General features: G+C 74.9%; 18 protein-coding genes. 10 read left to right on the top strand and 8 right to left on the bottom strand.

Features of this window, described 5'->3' with window-relative positions:
- Positions 1-6: 6 nt before the first annotated feature.
- Together BLS21_RS12335 and BLS21_RS12330 are read left to right on the top strand one after the other, a co-directional pair.
- A complete protein-coding gene (locus tag BLS21_RS12335; protein ID WP_091218524.1) occupies positions 7-222 on the top strand; it encodes a hypothetical protein in 216 nt (71 codons plus the stop codon).
- Between the two features lie 80 nt (positions 223-302).
- Positions 303-1,958: an AMP-binding protein gene (locus tag BLS21_RS12330; protein ID WP_091218522.1), complete on the top strand. Its 1,656-nt coding sequence runs from the start codon at positions 303-305 to the stop codon at positions 1,956-1,958.
- 92 nt (positions 1,959-2,050) lie between these two features.
- Here the strand turns inward: BLS21_RS12330 and BLS21_RS12325 are convergent, their stop codons facing one another.
- Positions 2,051-2,824 (bottom strand): endonuclease/exonuclease/phosphatase family protein, encoded by a 774-nt coding sequence (locus BLS21_RS12325; RefSeq protein WP_091218519.1) that lies wholly within the window; start codon positions 2,822-2,824, stop codon positions 2,051-2,053.
- Positions 2,825-2,900: 76 nt separating this feature from the next.
- On the opposite strand from BLS21_RS12325, the gene BLS21_RS12320 reads away from it, so the two are divergent.
- Positions 2,901-3,470, top strand: coding sequence for a nucleotidyltransferase family protein (locus BLS21_RS12320; protein WP_091218518.1), 570 nt, complete (start codon positions 2,901-2,903; stop codon positions 3,468-3,470).
- On the opposite strand, the gene BLS21_RS12315 is transcribed toward BLS21_RS12320, so the two are convergent.
- Positions 3,457-3,774, bottom strand: coding sequence for a DUF202 domain-containing protein (locus BLS21_RS12315; RefSeq protein ID WP_091218515.1), 318 nt, complete (start codon positions 3,772-3,774; stop codon positions 3,457-3,459). The genes BLS21_RS12320 and BLS21_RS12315 overlap by 14 nt on opposite strands.
- A complete protein-coding gene (locus BLS21_RS12310) occupies positions 3,771-4,118 on the bottom strand; it encodes a YidH family protein (RefSeq protein ID WP_091218513.1) in 348 nt (115 codons plus the stop codon). Before BLS21_RS12310 ends, BLS21_RS12315 begins: the two co-directional genes overlap by 4 nt.
- 153 nt (positions 4,119-4,271) lie before the next feature.
- Here BLS21_RS12310 and BLS21_RS26445 point away from each other — a divergent pair, with 153 nt between their 5' ends.
- Entirely contained in the window at positions 4,272-4,667 is a 396-nt protein-coding gene (locus BLS21_RS26445; RefSeq protein WP_091218511.1) for a cold-shock protein, read from the top strand.
- A gap of 72 nt (positions 4,668-4,739) precedes the next feature.
- On the opposite strand, the gene BLS21_RS12300 is transcribed toward BLS21_RS26445, so the two are convergent.
- Complete coding sequence (locus BLS21_RS12300; RefSeq protein ID WP_091218508.1) at positions 4,740-5,216, bottom strand: DUF2771 family protein; 477 nt, start codon at positions 5,214-5,216, stop codon at positions 4,740-4,742.
- On the bottom strand, positions 5,213-6,802 hold the full coding sequence (locus BLS21_RS12295) for an MFS transporter (RefSeq protein ID WP_245700361.1): 1,590 nt from the start codon (positions 6,800-6,802) through the stop codon (positions 5,213-5,215). The genes BLS21_RS12300 and BLS21_RS12295 overlap by 4 nt, the downstream gene beginning before the upstream one ends.
- A 79-nt stretch (positions 6,803-6,881) precedes the next feature.
- Between BLS21_RS12295 and BLS21_RS12290 the strand changes: the two genes are divergently transcribed.
- Positions 6,882-7,679 carry a DUF3027 domain-containing protein gene (locus BLS21_RS12290; protein WP_091218505.1) on the top strand — a complete coding sequence of 266 codons (798 nt, stop codon included), beginning with the start codon at positions 6,882-6,884 and terminating at the stop codon, positions 7,677-7,679.
- A gap of 465 nt (positions 7,680-8,144) precedes the next feature.
- Here BLS21_RS12290 and BLS21_RS12285 read toward each other — a convergent pair whose 3' ends face one another.
- Positions 8,145-8,366, bottom strand: a complete 222-nt coding sequence (locus BLS21_RS12285) for a DUF2530 domain-containing protein (protein ID WP_091218502.1) — start codon at positions 8,364-8,366, stop codon at positions 8,145-8,147.
- Between the two features lie 151 nt (positions 8,367-8,517).
- On the opposite strand from BLS21_RS12285, the gene BLS21_RS12280 reads away from it, so the two are divergent.
- The 4 genes from BLS21_RS12280 to thpR all read left to right on the top strand — a co-directional run bounded on the left by BLS21_RS12280 (position 8,518) and on the right by thpR (position 12,517).
- A complete protein-coding gene (locus BLS21_RS12280; protein ID WP_091218500.1) occupies positions 8,518-10,041 on the top strand; it encodes an NCS2 family permease in 1,524 nt (507 codons plus the stop codon).
- A gap of 96 nt (positions 10,042-10,137) precedes the next feature.
- The gene (locus BLS21_RS12275; protein ID WP_091218497.1) at positions 10,138-11,493 is read left to right on the top strand and encodes an MFS transporter; all 1,356 of its coding nucleotides are present in this window, start codon (positions 10,138-10,140) and stop codon (positions 11,491-11,493) included.
- A gap of 59 nt (positions 11,494-11,552) precedes the next feature.
- Positions 11,553-11,951: a hypothetical protein gene (locus BLS21_RS12270; protein WP_091218495.1), complete on the top strand. Its 399-nt coding sequence runs from the start codon at positions 11,553-11,555 to the stop codon at positions 11,949-11,951.
- A complete protein-coding gene (thpR, locus tag BLS21_RS12265) occupies positions 11,948-12,517 on the top strand; it encodes an RNA 2',3'-cyclic phosphodiesterase (RefSeq protein ID WP_091218492.1) in 570 nt (189 codons plus the stop codon). Before BLS21_RS12270 ends, thpR begins: the two co-directional genes overlap by 4 nt.
- A 14-nt stretch (positions 12,518-12,531) precedes the next feature.
- On the opposite strand, the gene BLS21_RS12260 is transcribed toward thpR, so the two are convergent.
- Complete coding sequence (locus BLS21_RS12260; RefSeq protein WP_139177096.1) at positions 12,532-14,316, bottom strand: peroxidase family protein; 1,785 nt, start codon at positions 14,314-14,316, stop codon at positions 12,532-12,534.
- A gap of 319 nt (positions 14,317-14,635) precedes the next feature.
- On the opposite strand from BLS21_RS12260, the gene BLS21_RS12255 reads away from it, so the two are divergent.
- Positions 14,636-15,448 (top strand): thioesterase family protein, encoded by an 813-nt coding sequence (locus BLS21_RS12255; RefSeq protein WP_091218487.1) that lies wholly within the window; start codon positions 14,636-14,638, stop codon positions 15,446-15,448.
- Positions 15,449-15,470: 22 nt separating this feature from the next.
- Here the strand turns inward: BLS21_RS12255 and BLS21_RS12250 are convergent.
- Positions 15,471-15,777: integrase core domain-containing protein (locus tag BLS21_RS12250; RefSeq protein ID WP_139177094.1), on the bottom strand; the 307-nt coding region annotated here is incomplete at its 5' end.

Raw genomic sequence — 15,777 nt, 5'->3', positions numbered from 1 at the left:
CGGCACATGGCCAAGCGGAACCCCAAGCACGAGCACCTGGTGGAGCCCACCTGGGGTCAGTCGGACGACGGTGGCGCACCGGTGACGGAGTTCCTCGCGGAGTCGGCCGGCCCGCTGTCGCCCTTCGGCGAGGACCACGACTTCCCGCTGCCGCCCAGCCGCCTCCGGTACGCGCACCCGACCGACAAGCCCAACCGGGCCGGCGTCCAGGCGGGCGAGTAGTAGAAGGACCCCCCTGCCCCCCACAGCTCGCAAGCTCGCAGCGGGCCCCTGCAGGGGGGCCGACATCCAGGAGGAAGAGCATGACCCAGCCCGCGCTGCCGTCCTACAGCAACGGCACCTCGACCGTGCCCCTCCTCGGGGACACGATCGGGGCCGACCTCGATCGGACGGCGGCGCGGGTGGGCGACCACGAGGCGCTCGTCGAGTGCGCCACCGGTCGCCGCTTCTCCTACCCGGAGTTCGTCGCCGAGGTCGACGCCGTGGCCCTGGGGCTCGACGCCCTGGGGGTGGTCAAGGGCGACCGGGTCGGCATCTGGGCGCCGAACTGCGCCGAGTGGGCCTTCGTGCAGTACGCGACGGCGAAGCTCGGCGCGATCCTGGTCAACATCAACCCGGCCTACCGCACCCACGAGCTGGCCTATGTGCTGGAGCAGGCCGGCATCTCGGTGCTGGTGAGCGCACCTGCGTTCAAGACCAGCGACTACCGCGCGATGGTCGACGAGGTCCGCGACCGCTGCCCCGACCTGCGCGAGGTCGTCTTCCTCGGCTCCCCGGAGTGGGAGCAGCTGGTGGCCACCGGCCGGGCCGGCGACCGCGGCCTGCTGGCCGAGCGGGAGACCCAGCTGTCGGCCGACGACCCGATCAACATCCAGTACACCTCGGGCACGACCGGCTTCCCCAAGGGCGCGACCCTCACCCACCACAACCTGCTCAACAACGGGTTCTTCGTCGGTGAGGGCTGCGGCTACACCGAGGCCGACCGGATCTGCATCCCGGTGCCCTACTACCACTGCTTCGGCATGGGGATGGGCAACCTCGCGGCCACCTCGCACGGCGCGACGATGGTGATCCCGGCGCCCGGCTTCGACCCGGCCGCGACGCTGCGCGCCGTGCAGGACGAGCGCTGCACCTCGCTGTACGGCGTCCCCACCATGTTCATCGCCGAGCTGGCCCTGCCCGACTTCGCCTCCTACGACCTCTCCAGCCTGCGCACCGGCATCATGGCCGGCTCGCCGTGCCCGGTGGAGGTGATGAAGCGGGTGGTCGCGGAGATGGGGATGACCGAGGTGACCATCTGCTACGGCATGACCGAGACCTCACCGGTCTCCACCCAGACCGGCGCCGACGACGACCTGGACCGGCGCACCTCGACCGTCGGGCGGGTGCACCCCCACCTGGAGGTCAAGGTGATCGACCCCGAGACCGGGCTGACCGTGCCGCGCGGGACGCCGGGGGAGTTCTGCACCCGCGGCTACTCGGTGATGCTGGGCTACTGGGACGAGCCGGAGAAGACCGCCGAGGTCGTCGACGCCGCCCGCTGGATGCACACCGGCGACCTCGCCGTCATGGACGCCGAGGGCTACCTCAACATCGTCGGCCGGATCAAGGACATGGTCATCCGCGGCGGTGAGAACGTGTACCCGCGCGAGGTCGAGGAGTTCCTCTTCACCCATCCCGACATCGTCGACGCCCAGGTCATCGGGGTGCCCGACGAGCGCTTCGGCGAGGAGCTCATGGTCTGGGTGCGGCTGCGCGAGGGCGCCGCCCCGCTCACGTCCGAGGCGCTGCGCGAGTTCTGCAACGGCAAGCTGGCCCACTACAAGATCCCGCGCTACGTCAAGATCGTCGACGGCTTCCCGATGACGGTCACCGGCAAGGTGCGCAAGGTCGAGATGCGCGAGGTCTCGGTCCGGGAGCTCGGCCTGGAGGCGGCCGACGCCGTCCGCAACGCCTGAAGTGGGAGGACTCCGTCCTCATCTCTCGCACGCTCGGGACGAGCCTCTGGACGGGGCCGGCGGCGCCACCCGGCAGGGGCCGACGGCGGAGGCTAGGCGGGGGCGCAGGGCACCACGAGGGCGCGGTGGTCCGACAGCGGCAGCCGCAGCGCCTCGCCCGCGCCGCTCGCGGCGATCGGCCCGCGGGCCAGCACGTGGTCCAGCTGCCGGATCGGCTCGTCCACCGGGAAGGTCGGCGTCGTGGCCGGCGCGAGGGGCTGCAGCCCGCTGACCCGCACCGCCTGACCGGCCTGCATGTTCAGGTCGCCCATGAGGACCAGCGGCTCGCGGGTGCCGGTCAGCGAGCGGACCAGCTTCGACAGCTGCAGCGCGCCCCACCCCGGCACGAACGACAGGTGCGTGTTGCAGACGGTGAACTGCCCCCAGGGCCCCTCCAGGACGGCGGCGACGGCGACCCGCGGCTCGTCGCCGACCAGCTTCGGGCGCGGGGCGCCGCGGAACCAGACCGGCACCCGGCTGCGCAGCGCGGGCAGCCGCACCACCCGCCAGGACACCACCGGGTAGCGCGACAGCAGCGCGATGCCGTAGCTGGCCGACCCCGGCTGCTCGTCGCCGGTGGCCGCCATCCAGGTGCCGCCCGGGGTGCCCGAGAGGGCCGCGACGAACTGCGAGTCCACCGCCCCCATCGCCTCGGCGGCGACGGCGGTCAGGTCGGCGTTCATCGACCGCGGCTGGTCCCGGTCCACCTCCTGCAGCCCCAGGACGTCGGCGTCCAGGGTCTTCACCGCGGCGGCCAGGCGCTCGACGTCGACCCGGTCGTCGACCGGCGAGCGCCCGTGGAGGATGTTGAAGGTCGCGATCCGCACGAGGGCTCCTGTGCCCCGCGCGCCGCCGCCCACACCGCCGTGTTCCGGAGGGCGCACCCCGGGTAGCAGGCTGTGCGTGCAACCCTCGGACCGCGAAGAGATCCGTGACCTCCTCAAGCGCGTCGCCGTCGCGCTCAAACAGGGCGACGTCCCCTTCGCGCTGTGCGGCGGCTACGCCGCCTGGGTCCGCGGGGCGCCCGAACCCGACCACGACGCGGACTTCCTGGTACCGGCGGCGGAGGCCGAACGGGCGGCCAAGGTGCTGGCCGAGGCGGGGCTGCAGGTCGTCGACCCGGCCGAGGACTGGCTGACCAAGGTCGTCCAGGGCAACTCGTTCATCGACGTCCTGTGGCGCACCTGCGGCATCCCGGTGGAGCAGGACCTCATCGACCGGGCCGAGGACATGCCGGTGCTCTCGGTGCACATGCCGGTGCTGGAGGCCACCGACATCGTCGTCACCAAGCTCATGGCGCTCGACGAGCACTACTGCGACTACGGGCGGCTGCTGCCGGTGGCGCGGGCGCTGCGCGAGCAGGTCGACTGGGACCGGGTGCGCCGCGAGGTGGCCGCCAACGACTTCGCCGCGGTGTTCCTCGTGCTGCTCGACCGGCTCGGCATCGTCGAGCGGCCGGTCAGCGGGGACTGAGCACCGCCACCAGGGCGACGCCGGCCACGGCGACGACGACGGCGGTGACCGCCAGCGCCAGCCGCGGCACGGCCACCCCGGTCCCGCGGTCGAGCGCCCGGTCCACCGCCCGGGCCCGCACCGGTGTCAGGCCGCCCAGCACGCCGAGGCCCAGCAGCGCCACCCCGCCGGCCACGGCCAGCCGCACCGGTGCACCGTCGGTCACCGCCGCGCGGGCCAGCAGGCCGGCGAGGGCGAGCACGCCCAGGCCGGTGCGCTGCCAGGAGAGGACGGTGCGCTCCGGCTGGGTCTGCCGGCTGCTCACCGCTGCACCACGTCCACACCGACCAGGACGGCCACGACGACGAGCACGGCGGCCACCGCGGCCACCAGTGCCGGCAGCACGCGCCCCGGCGGCAGCGGCCGGTCGGCGGCGATCGCCCGCTCGTTGCGCCGCCAGCGCACGTACCCGCCGACGGCCGCGCCCAGCCCGGTCAGCACCAGCGCGACCGCCACCGCGGCGCTGCCCCACGGGACGCCGAGGTCGGGTGCGAACTCCGCGACCGCGACGCCGCCGGCGACCAACGCCAGCCCGGTGCGCAGCCAGGCCAGCAGTGTTCTCTCGTTGGCCAGCGTGAACCGGTAGTCGGGGTGGTCGGCAGGCGGCACCGAGCCAGGCTAGGTCGGGCCGGGGAGGCGGGCGGCGCAATACGGGTGGGACGACGCCGCTCGGCGACTAACCTGGGATCAACGGCCGTCCGTGCCGCCTGTCCTCCCGGCCCGGTGCCGGGGCCGCCCGCGATCGACGACTGAGGGATCAACGTGCCCACCGGCAGAGTCAAGTGGTTCAACCCGGAGAAGGGGTTCGGCTTCCTCTCCCGTGAGGACGGCCCGGACGTCTTCGTGCACAAGGACGCCCTCCCGTCCGGCACCGGCGAGCTCAAGCCCGGCCAGCGGGTGGAGTTCGGCATCGTCGCCGGCCGCCGTGGCGACCAGGCGCTGCAGGTGCGGGTCCTCGACCCGCTGCCCTCGGTGACCGCGGCGCACGCCGAGCGGACCCGCAAGAAGCCCGACGAGCTGGTCCCGATCATCGAGGACCTCATCAAGCTGCTCGACGACGTCTCCAACGGCCTGCGCCGCGGCCGGCACCCCGACCGGCCGGTGGCCCGCAAGGTCGCCTCGGTGCTGCGCGCGGTCGCCACCGACCTGGAGCACTGAGGAACGACCCCGTCCTGCCCCCTTGGCGAGCCTCAGGGCGGGGCCCGGGACGGGGTCGTTCCAGGACGTCACCTAGGGCGCGGGCGCCGTCGGCTCCGTCGCCGTCCCGTCCTGGGCGCCGCCGGCGCGCAGGAAGCCGATCGGCCAGGCCCCGCTGAAGCCGTCGCACTCCTCGCCGGCGTCCTCGACGACGACGAGGTAGAAGGCCGGCGGGGCGACGTCGTTGCTGTTGACCTCGAACACGGCCGCGCCGGTGTCGACCGGCACCTCGCCGAGCAGCCCCTCGAGCTTCTCGTCGAACACCTGCACGCTCCAGCCGCGCTCGGCCACCGGCTCGGGCACGGTGAGCCGGATGGGCGTGTCGGGGGAGACCTCGACGTACGGCGGGTCGGTGGCGTAGCGCTGCCCCTCGCCGTCCACGCAGTACTGGGTGGGGGCGGCCTCGACGCGCTGCGGTCCGGCCTCGACGACGACGTCCTGCGGGCCCGACGGCTCGGAGCCGCAACCGGCCAGCAGCAGGACGACGGCCGGGAGCGCGAGCCGCCTCACGACAGCCGCCCCAGCGGGTCGGTGAGGGCGTCCGCGGCGGGCACCTGCGCGGTCGGGGCCGGGGTGCGGCGGCGCGGACCCCAGAGCACCAGCCCGACGGCGAGCACGAGCAGGCCCGCGGCGACGGTGAAGCCCAGCCAGCCGGTCGGCGGGAGGGCGATGCCCAGCGCGCCGCCGACGACCCAGGACAGCTGGAGCATCGTCTCCGACCGGGCGAACGCCGAGGCCCGCAGGCTCTCGGGCACCTCCCGCTGGATGATCGCGTCGAGGGCGACCTTGCCCAGCGCGTTGGCGACGGCGGCCACGCCGGCGACGACGGCGGCCATCGCGAGGCTGTAGAAGACCGCCGCGACGACGGTGATCGCCGCCGCGGTGCCTGCCGACCACAGCACCACCCGGTCCGGGTCGACCCGGTGCAGCCGGGAGCCGACGGCGGTGCCCAGCACGCTGCCCACGCCGGCCGCCCCGGCGACCGCGCCGAGCGCCAGCGTGCCCGGCCAGCCGCCCTCGACCGTGGCCTGCACGAGGAAGGCGGAGAAGATCGTCAGGAAGCCGCCGAGGCCGCGCAGCGCCGCGTTGGCCCGCAGCGCGACGACCACCCGGGGGCTGACCGGCCGGCGGCGCCGCCCCGCGGCCACCGGCTGGGGCGCGGTCGAGAGCACGTCGGCGGGCAGCTCACCGGTGGGGACGTCGACGTGCCGGGGCAGCCGCAGCGCGAGCACCGCACCGCACACGAACACCGCGGCGGTGGCCCACAGCAGCCAGGAGAAGTCCAGCGCCCAGGCCACGCCGGCGCCGATGCCGCCGAAGACGCCGGCGGTGACCAGGCCGAACACCGACGTCCGGGCGTTGGCCGAGGTCAGCGACATCGCGCCGGGCAGCACTCGCGGGACCACCGCCGCGCGCAGCACGTTGTGCGCCTTGGACAGCACCAGCACGCCGAGCGCGGCGGGGTACAGCCAGAGGTCGTCGAAGTGGGCGGCCATGACCAGCGCCAGCGCGGCCCGGCCCAGCTGGCTGACGGCCAGCGCCCAGCGGCGGCCGCGCTGCAGCCGGTCGAGCAGCGGCCCGATCACCGGGGCGACGACCGCGAACGGCGCCATCGTCACGAGCAGGTAGAGCGCCACGTTGCTGCGCTGCGCGTCGGTGGTGGCGGCGAAGAAGAGGGTGCCGGCCAGGGAGACGGCGATCATCGCGTCGCCGGCCATGTGCAGGGCGTTGACCCACAGCAGCTGCGCCAGCCCGCTCTCCGCGGCGCCGTCGGCCCGGCTGGCGGTCTGCACCCGGCGGACGGCGGCCCCGGTCAGCTCACGGGTGCGCGCCGCCGCGACCCGGGTGACGGTCAGCTTCCGCGGCACCGGGGCGAGCGGCGGGGCGGCCGGGGGCAGCGCAGCCGTCGGCGGAGGAGCACCCGCGCCGTCCCCGGCCCACGGCCCGGGCACCTGGCCCGCGGTCGGGAGCGGACGGGTGGCCGCCCGCGGCACCTCCAACGGTGCCGTCTCCGCACCCGGGGCCGCAGGCGGCGACGGGCGCCGGCGCAGGGCGCGGCGGGCGCCGGGTGGGCGGGACGACGACACGCAGCCCATGGTGCCGCACCGACCTGGGAGGACACGGACAGCGCCCCCGCGCACCCGGGCCGCTCCGGGCGTCAGGGACAATGGCGCCGTGGCCGAGTTCTCCGACCCCGCCGCCGCGGGGAGCGACGCGCCCAGCACCGCCGTCGAGCAGGCGCGGGCCGCTGCGGTCGACACCGCCGGGTCCCCCGAGCTGGTGGGCGAGCACCTCGGCGCCACCCGCGAGACGCCGTCCGCGGAACAGGGCGGCGCGGACCTCGGTGACGTGGTCACCCACTCCTTCGCCAGCCGGCTGCCCGGCTACGTCGGCTGGTACTGGGCGGTGACCCTCGCGGCGGTGCCCGGCGAGGAGCACGTCACCGTCGACGAGGTCGTGCTGCTGCCCGGCGAGCAGGCGCTGCTCGCCCCCGCCTGGGTGCCGTGGCACGAGCGGCTGCGCCCCGGTGACCTCTCGGTCGGCGACGTGCTGCCCTCCACCGAGGACGACCCCCGGCTGGTCCCCGGCTACACGACCGACGACGACTCGGCCGACGACCCCGAGGGGTCCGTGGTGGCCTCCGAGATCGGCCTCGGCCGCGAGCGGGTCATGTCCAGGGAGGGGCGCGCGGAGGCGGTGGCCCGCTGGAACGCCGGGGAGTTCGGTCCCCGCTCGGCGATGGCCCGCCAGGCGCCCGGTCCGTGCGGCACCTGCGGGTTCTTCCTGCCGCTGGCCGGCTCGCTGCGGCAGAGCTTCGGTGCCTGCGGCAACGTCTACGCCCCGGCCGACGGCCGCGTGGTCGCCGTCGACTACGGCTGCGGCGCGCACAGCCAGGCGACGCTGGTCGCCGACGACGCCGCGGAGGTCGTGCGCTCGGCCCGCTACGACACCGGCTCGTTCGACGTCCTGTGACCCCGTGATCTGTCGGCCTACCGGCCGACACCGCGGCCAGGTGCCGTCCTCCGGCTGCGCTGAGCCCTGCCGGACGCGTCCCTCCTCGGGGACCCTCCGGGCCCCGCTCGTCGGTCGCAGCACCGCGGCCAGGTGCCGTGCCCCCGCTGCGCTGAGCCCTGCCGGACGCGTCCCTCCTCGGGGACCCTCCGGGCCCGCTCGTCGGTCGCAGCACCGCGGCCAGGTGCCGTCCTCCGGCTGAGCCGAGCCCTGCCGGACGCGTCCCTCCTCGGGGACCCTCCGGACTCCCACGTCGGTCCGCGACGGTGGGGAGCCGTCTTCGGGAACCTCAGCCGCTGCTTCCAGGAGGAAGCAAGGGAGGAGTTCCGTGAGGAGAGTCACCCCCTGCCCACAGGTGGGAGGCAGGGGCTGAGGCGGGGAGCAGCAGCTCCAGCGCCGGCGACGGTGGCCGAGCTCAGCGGGGTGTCAGTCGCGCCGGCCGATCTGGCCCTGGAGGCGCATGACGCCCAGCCCGACGAACGCCAGCGCGATGCCGGCGACGCAGGTCCAGGTCCACACCCGGTCCACCCGGTCGCCGAGCAGCAGCAGCACGACGAGCGCCACCACCCACAGCGCCGTCCCGGCCAGCACCACCCGCACGGTGTCGACATGCAGTGGGGGAGGCGCCTGCTTGGCCGGTCGGGGCACGGGTCGACCCTAGAACCCGCAGGCCCCGACGCGTGTCACCTGGTCGGAACACCCGTGTGGCACGCTGTCGCCGCTCATCGCAGTCCCCACCGGTCAGCCGGCGCGCTTCCCCCGCCGCCCGCTCGCCCGGCCGCGCGCCCGGAGAGTCGCCATGGCAGAGAAGTCCCGCCCGTCCTCGGGCAGCACCACGGACGGCGGCACGCCCGCCGACGTCGCCGGCGGGGCACAGCGCCCGCGCCGCAGCGAGGGCCCCCGCGTCCGGCCGAGCAACGGCCTGGACCGCTACTTCGGCATCAGCGCCCGCCGCTCGACGGTCACCCGCGAGGTGCGCGGCGGTCTCACGACCTTCTTCACGATGGCCTACATCGTGGTGCTCAACCCGATCATCCTGTCGGGGGCGGACATCACCGGGGCCACGCTGCCCTTCGCCTCGGTCGCCGCGGTCACCGCGCTGGTCGCCGGGGTCATGACGCTCCTCATGGGCATCGTCGGGCGGTACCCCTTCGCCGTGGCCACCGGGCTGGGCATCAACGCCATCGTCGCGGTCTTCGCGGCCACGCAGCTGTCCTGGCCCGAGATCATGGGCCTGGTCGTCCTCGAGGGCCTGCTCATCACCGTGCTGGTGCTCACCGGCTTCCGCCGGGCGGTCTTCGAGGCGATCCCGGCGCAGCTGAAGACGGCGATCGCCGTCGGCATCGGCTTCTTCCTCACGATCATCGGACTGGCCGACGCCGGGGTCATCCGCCCGGGCAGCCCGCTGATCAGCTTCGGCGTCAACGGCCAGCTGGCCGGCTGGCCACTGCTGGTCTTCGTCGTCGGGCTGCTGCTCACCAGCGTGCTCGTCGTCCGCCGGGTCAAGGGCGCGCTGCTCATCGGCATCGTCGTCTCGACCGTGCTCGCGATCGTCGTGGAGGCCCTGGCGGACGTCGGCCCGCGTGTCGGCGCCGACGGCAGCGAGGTCAACCCGCGTGGCTGGGCGCTGCAGGTGCCGACCCTGCCGGACCAGGTCGTCAGCGCTCCCGACCTGTCGATCGTGGGCAACTTCTCGCTGTTCGGCGGCTTCGAGCGGATCGGCGTGATCGCGGCACTGCTCATCGTCTTCTCGATCATGATCGCCGACTTCTTCGACACCGTCGGCTCGGTGACCGCGGTCGGCGCCGAGGGTGACCTGCTCGACGAGGAGCGCAACCTGCCCAGGTCGCAACCGGTGCTGCTGGTCGACTCGGTGGCCGCCGCGGCCGGAGGTGCGGCGAGCGTCTCGTCGAACACGACCTACGTCGAGAGCGCCGCCGGGGTCGCCGACGGCGCGCGGACGGGCCTGGCCAGCGTGGCCACCGGCGTCCTGTTCCTGCTGGCGATGTTCTTCAGCCCGCTGGTGGAGATCGTGCCGTCGGAGGCCGCGGCGCCGGTGCTCGTGATCGTGGGCGCGCTGATGGTCAACCAGATCCGCCACCTGGAGTGGGGGGACATGACGGTGGTGATCCCGGCCTTCCTCACCATCGCGCTCATGCCGTTCACGTACTCGATCACCAACGGCATCGGTGCCGGCGTCGTCAGCTACGTGCTGCTGCACGTCGCGGCCGGGCGCAGGCGCGAGATCCACCTGCTCATGTGGCTGATCAGCGCGCTGTTCCTCGTCTACTTCGCCCTGGAGCCGCTCCAGCAGCTCTTCTGAGTCCGGCTGGGGGTCCGCGGTTAGGCTGAGCACCGTGAGCCCGACGACGCCGGACACCGCGGCGCCGGCTCACGACCTGCGGCCGGCGGCGAGTGGGTGAGCAGGGGAGCTGGGGACACAGGGGCGTTCCGGTCGCTGCGCGTACGCAACTACCGGCTGTATGCCGCGTCCAACCTGGTCAGCCTCACCGGCACCTGGATGCAGCGCATCGGTCAGGACTGGCTGGTCCTGCAGCTCTCCGGTGACAACGGCGTCGCCCTCGGGCTGATCACCGCGCTGCAGTTCGGCCCCACGCTGCTGCTGGGCCTGTACGGCGGGGTGCTCGCCGACCGCTACCCCAAGCGCCGCATGCTCGTGGCCACCCAGACCTTGATGGGTCTGCTCGCCCTCCTGCTCGGGCTGCTGGTGGCCACCGACGGCATCGCGCTGTGGCACGTCTTCGTCCTCGCCGGCGCCCTCGGCTCGGTCTCCGCCGTCGATGCACCGGTGCGGCAGGCCTTCGTCGCGGAGCTGGTCGGCCCGGAGCTGCTGCCCAACGCGGTCAGCCTCAACTCGACGATCTTCAACGGCGCCCGGCTGGTCGGCCCCGCGGTCGCCGGGCTGCTCATCGGCGCGGCCTCGGGAGACACCGCGCCGGCCTTCTTCACCAACGCGGCCAGCTTCGCGTTCACCATCGGCGCACTCCTGTCCATGCGGCCGGGCGAGCTGCACTCCAGCCCACCGGTCGCGCGGGCCCGGGGCCAGCTGCGCGAGGGGCTGGCCTACGCGTGGTCGCGGCCGGACCTGAGGCTGGCCTTGGGGCTGGCGCTCGTGCTGGGCACCTTCACCTTCAACTCCCAGGTCACCATCGCGCTGATGGCCCGCGAGGTCTTCGGCGTCGGCGCCGAGGCGTTCGGGCTGCTGACCACGTGCTTCGCGGCCGGATCGCTGTCCGGCGCGCTGCTGTCGACCCGGCGCACCACCCGGCCGAGGCAGCGGTTCCTCGTGCTCGCGGCCACGGGTTTCGGGGTGGCCTCGATTGTCTGCGGCCTGATGCCGACGTACTGGTCGTTCGCCGCCCTGCTCGTGCCGACCGGCGCGGCGGGCCTGGTGTTCAGCGTGGCCAACAACAGCTTCGTGCAGCTGGGCGTCGACCCGCAGCTGCGCGGCCGGGTGATGGCGCTGTACTTCACCTGCTTCATGGGCGGGACGCCGATCGGCTCGCCGCTGATCGGCTGGGTGGCCGAGCGGTGGGGGGCGCCCTGGGGGTTCGTCCTCGGTGGCGCGGTCGCGGTCGCCGCGGGCGGGATCGCCGCGGCGTGGCTGGCCCGTGGCAGACGGGTCCGGCTGGAGGCGCGCGTCGTCCCACCGCGGCTGCAGCTGCACGTCTCCCCGCGGGCGGTCCCGCCGGCGACGGCCCGGGCCGCGGCGGAGGCGGCGTCGGCGGAGGCACCGGGCACGCAGGCGAGCTGACCCCCGGCCGACCGTCGTACCGTGACGGCCACCACTCTCGAGTCGTCCGTGGAGGCGGCATGGGGACCTCGTTGCTGCACCTGGCCGCCATCGTCGCCGGCGTGGTGGGCTCGGTCGCCCTGGCCGGCTGGGTGGCCCGCCTGGTCTTCGGGTCGGCGCGCCTGCCGGCGCCGTTGCGCCGCAGACGCGAGCCGATCGCGCCGGCCGGCCGCCCGCTCGAGCTGGTGGCCGCCGACCTGCGCCGGCTCGGCGCCCAGCTCGCCCGCGTGCCGGCCGGGGCGCCGATGGCCCGCCGCCGCGGGCTGCAGGCGGCCTACGACGACGTCCTCGTCGAGGCGGCCCGGCTGCTGGAGGTGCCGCACGCGCTGGACGCCGTCCCGCCGGGGCGGCCCCGCGACGTCGAGCGGCTGCGCCTGCAGGCGGCGCTGGGCGACGCCGGCCTGGCGGTGCCCGACTGACCGCGCCCCGGCCGCGGCGGCTGTTCTTCGCGGTGACCCCGCCGGCCGGCGCGTTGACCGACCTCGACCGTGCGCTGACGCCGCTGCGCGAGGCACCCGGTGCACCTCGCTGGACGCCGCCCGAGCGCTGGCACCTGACGCTGCTCTTCCTCGGCGCGGTCCCGGCCGAGCAGGTCGAGGAGCTGGTCGCCGCCGCCGGCCCCACCGTGGCAGCCACCCCGCCGATGAGCCTGCGCCTCGCCGGCGCCGGGCGGTTCGGCACGCGGCGTCGTCCGCAGGTGTTCTGGGCCGGCGTCACGGGGGACGACGCGGCGCTGCGCGTCCTCGCCGCCCGGCTGGCCGCCGTCGCCCGCCGGCTCGGCCTGCCCGTCGAGGACCGGCCCTTCCGCGCCCACCTCACCCTCGGCCGCTGGCGGCCCGGCCGGCCGGGGGACGGCGACCTGCCCGAGCGGCTGGCCGGCCACCGCGGCCCCGGCTGGCCCGTGACCGAGGTGGAGCTGCTGGAGAGCCACCTCGGACCCGTGCCGCGCTACGACCGGGTCGCCGCCTGGCCGGTCGGCCGCTGAGGGGTGGTCCTCCCTCAGACGACCGGGCCGGGGACCGGGGTCGTGGCCGCGGGGTCGGGCGCCTCCCCGGGCTCGAGCGGCTCGGGCTCCTCGGCGTCCTCCGGCTCCTCGACCTCGGGCTCCTCCTCGTGCGGCGCCTCCTCCTCGGGCAGCTCGTCGACCTCGCCGTCCGCAGGCTCCTCCTCCGGGTCCTCGAAGGCCCGCGGGTCGATGGCGTCGGCCCAGAGCAGGAAGGAGCCCATGGCATACCCCGGCCCGGGGTCGAAGCCGGGGTTCGCCGTGAAGTAGGAGGTGGTGTCGCAGGCCATCACGCCGAGGACCACCTCGGCGACGATCGTGCCGCCGACCGGGCCCAGCCGGTGGCCCCCCAGCAGCTCGGCCTCCTTGAGCACGTAGAACCACAGGGGCGCCTTCCCCTTCCAGCCGGGGTCGGTCAGGCCCAGCTGCTGGTTGGTGAGCGGCTCGAGGCCCATGGCCGTGGCGACGTCCTGGCCGGCGGGCAGGCCCAGCCGCTTGCCGCGCAGCAGGTTGCGCTCGGCCAGCGAGGTGATCGCGTCGGCGGTCGGAGCGACGACGGTCGGTGGCAGCGTGGACAGCGGCAGGGAGAGCTGCGTGTCGATCCTGCGGGCCGTGTTCCGGTCGTCGGGCGTGCTCATCCCGGGGATCTCGAAGAAGTAGTTCCAGTCGATCCAGAGGTCCTCGGGGACCGGGCGGTTGCCGCGCAGGTCCTGGTAGCCCTCGTTGGCGAAGATCGGCACGGTGTGCTGGTCGTGCACCTCGTACTCGGCGCGGATCATGCTGTGCCCGAAGCGGTAGGCCGCACCGGAGTACTCGACCGGCATGTAGGGCCGTCGCGGGTCGCGTGGCTTGTAGAACCGGCCCAGGAACTCGATCGGGCCGCTGCGGCGGCGGCGCAGCAGCCGGTCGACGACCTCCCGCCCGACGATGCGCGGCAGGTAGTCGTTCACGATCAGCCACTGGTAGTGCCAGCGCACCTGCTGCTGGGCCTGCTCGAAGCTCCGGCCCTGGTCGCGCAGCCTGTTGTGCAGCCGCAGGAAGACCGCGTGCAGCTGGGCGACGATCAGGTTCTCGTCGTTGCGGGGGTCGCCGAGGTAGGCCGCGCCGACGTCGTCGCGGGGCAGGTCGCGCACCCCGTCGTGGTCGTTGCACAGCAGGTAGCCCGGCCGTGCCGGGTCGTAGAGCTCGGGACTGCCGGCCGGGCCCTTGCCGTAGACGCTGGCCAGGTCGAAGCGGGGCGTGTCGTAGTTGGTCATCCCCCGCGGGTCCTGCTGCTGCTGGGTGAGCGGGGTCTTGTCCAGCGTCATGTCGTGGTCGATGAACTGGCCGAGGTAGATGTAGCCGGCCGGCATGCCCGGGTTGTCGAAGGCGACGTCGGAGTCCTTGACGTCGGACAGCGGTGCCTTGCCGTCGTTCATCGAGAGGGCCAGCGCGGTCAGCAGCGCGTCCGGCGGGGAGAAGGCCGGCAGCTTCTTGAACATCACGCCGAAGCGGGCCTCCTTGTCCCGCCCGGCGCGCACCGCGATGTCGCTGCCGCGCGGGTTGCCGACGGCGTGCGCGCCGCGCGTGGCCCGCGGGCGGCGGGCCGGCGGCCGCGGCGGCGGTGGCGAGGTCGGCGTCCGGCCCGGCGCGGCGTGCGCCGTCCCGCCCATGACCGGCAGCGCGGCCAGGCTCGCCAGCCCGGCCAACACGGTGCGCCGCGGGACCCCGCGGCGCGTCGTCCCGGCGCCCGTCCCGCTGAACGGGCACACCCCGGCCGTCTCGTCCCCGTACCCGTGCACGTGCACCCGCCCCCCGGCGTCGCAGAGCCCGCCCCCGCGGCTCGCTCTCGATGGATCCGAGGCTCCGGGGGAGGAGGAGGTGCGGGGCACACGCGGCAGAGGGGGACGCCGCCCCCCAGTCCTGGGGGTGCGGAGGACGGCGCGTCGCGCTTCGTGAAGGTGTGGTCACGGTGCGGCGTTCCGGACGCCGAGACGTCGCTTTCCGTACCTCATTGGCGCCGCTTGGTGACCGAGCGGGGCGGTCACCGTCGGCGGTGCGGGAGCCGGGCCGCGCTCGGGTGCGTGCACGCCCGGACTCCCGCCCTGGCAGGCTCCGGGCGTGCCGCAGACCGATGGGACCCCGTCCGCCTTCGACGCCGCCACGGCGGTGCGCCGCGCCGAGGGCGGGGGGCTGGTCGCCGACCTCGGCCCCGGCTGGGACGTCGGCGGCGGCGTCCTGAACGGCGGCTACCTGCTGGCGGTCGCGGCCCGTGCCGCGGTCCTGGACAGCCCGCACCCGCACCCGGTCGCGCTGTCGGCCAGCTACCTGCGGGCCACCGCCGCCGGGCCGGCCCACCTCGCCGTCACGCCCGGCCCGGCCGGGCGCACGCTGGCGCACTCCACGGTGCTGCTCACCGGCGAGGCCGGCCCGTCGATCGCCGCGCAGGTGACGACGGCGACGCTCGGCAGCGAGCCGGCCGAGTACACCGTCAACGCCGCGCCCGAGGTGCCCGCCCCCGAGGACTGCGTCGTCACCCGGACCACCGGCGCCGGGCCGGCTGTCGGCCTGGTCCGGCGGATCGACACCCGGCTCGACCCCGCGACCGCGGGCTGGACCGTCGGCCGGTTCTCCGACCAGCGGGTGCTGCGCTCCTGGATCCGGCTGGCCGACGGCCGCGACCCCGACCCGTTGGCGCTGCTGCTGTTCGCCGACGCCCTGCCGCCGACCGCCTTCGCCGTCGGCCGGACGGGCTGGGCGCCCACCGTGCAGCTGCAGGTGCTGGTCCGCGCGCTGCCGGCGCCGGGCTGGTGCCTGGTCGAGTCGCGCTCCACCGAGGTGGCCGGCGGCTGGTCGGACGAGGAGTGCCGCATCTGGGACGCCACCGGCCGGCTGGTCGCCCAGGCCCGCCAGCTGGCCCGGGTGGCGCGCTAGCTGTCGTGACCAGGGAGGTTGTTCACGCGGCGAGTCGGCTGATCGGTGGGCGGCCGCCGAGGGCGGAGTGGCTGCGGGAAGTGTTGTAGTGGGTCAGCCAGCTGTCCAGGGCGGCGGTGCGCTCGTCGTTGCAGCTCCAGGCGGTGGCGTAGGCCCACTCGGTCTGCAGGGTGCGGTTGAACCGCTCGGCCTTGCCGTTGGTCCAGGGCCGCCCGGGCTTGATGAACCGGCGGCCGATGCCCAGCTGGGCGCAGACGGCGATCCAGGCCCGCCCGACGCGGTAGCTCTTGGCGTTGTCGGTCAGCACCCGCCGGAGGGTGACGCCGTGG

This window comes from Geodermatophilus siccatus, from assembly GCF_900103785.1.
GTDB lineage: Bacteria > Actinomycetota > Actinomycetes > Mycobacteriales > Geodermatophilaceae > Geodermatophilus > Geodermatophilus siccatus.
This window is presented reverse-complemented; position numbering and strand designations above follow the sequence as displayed.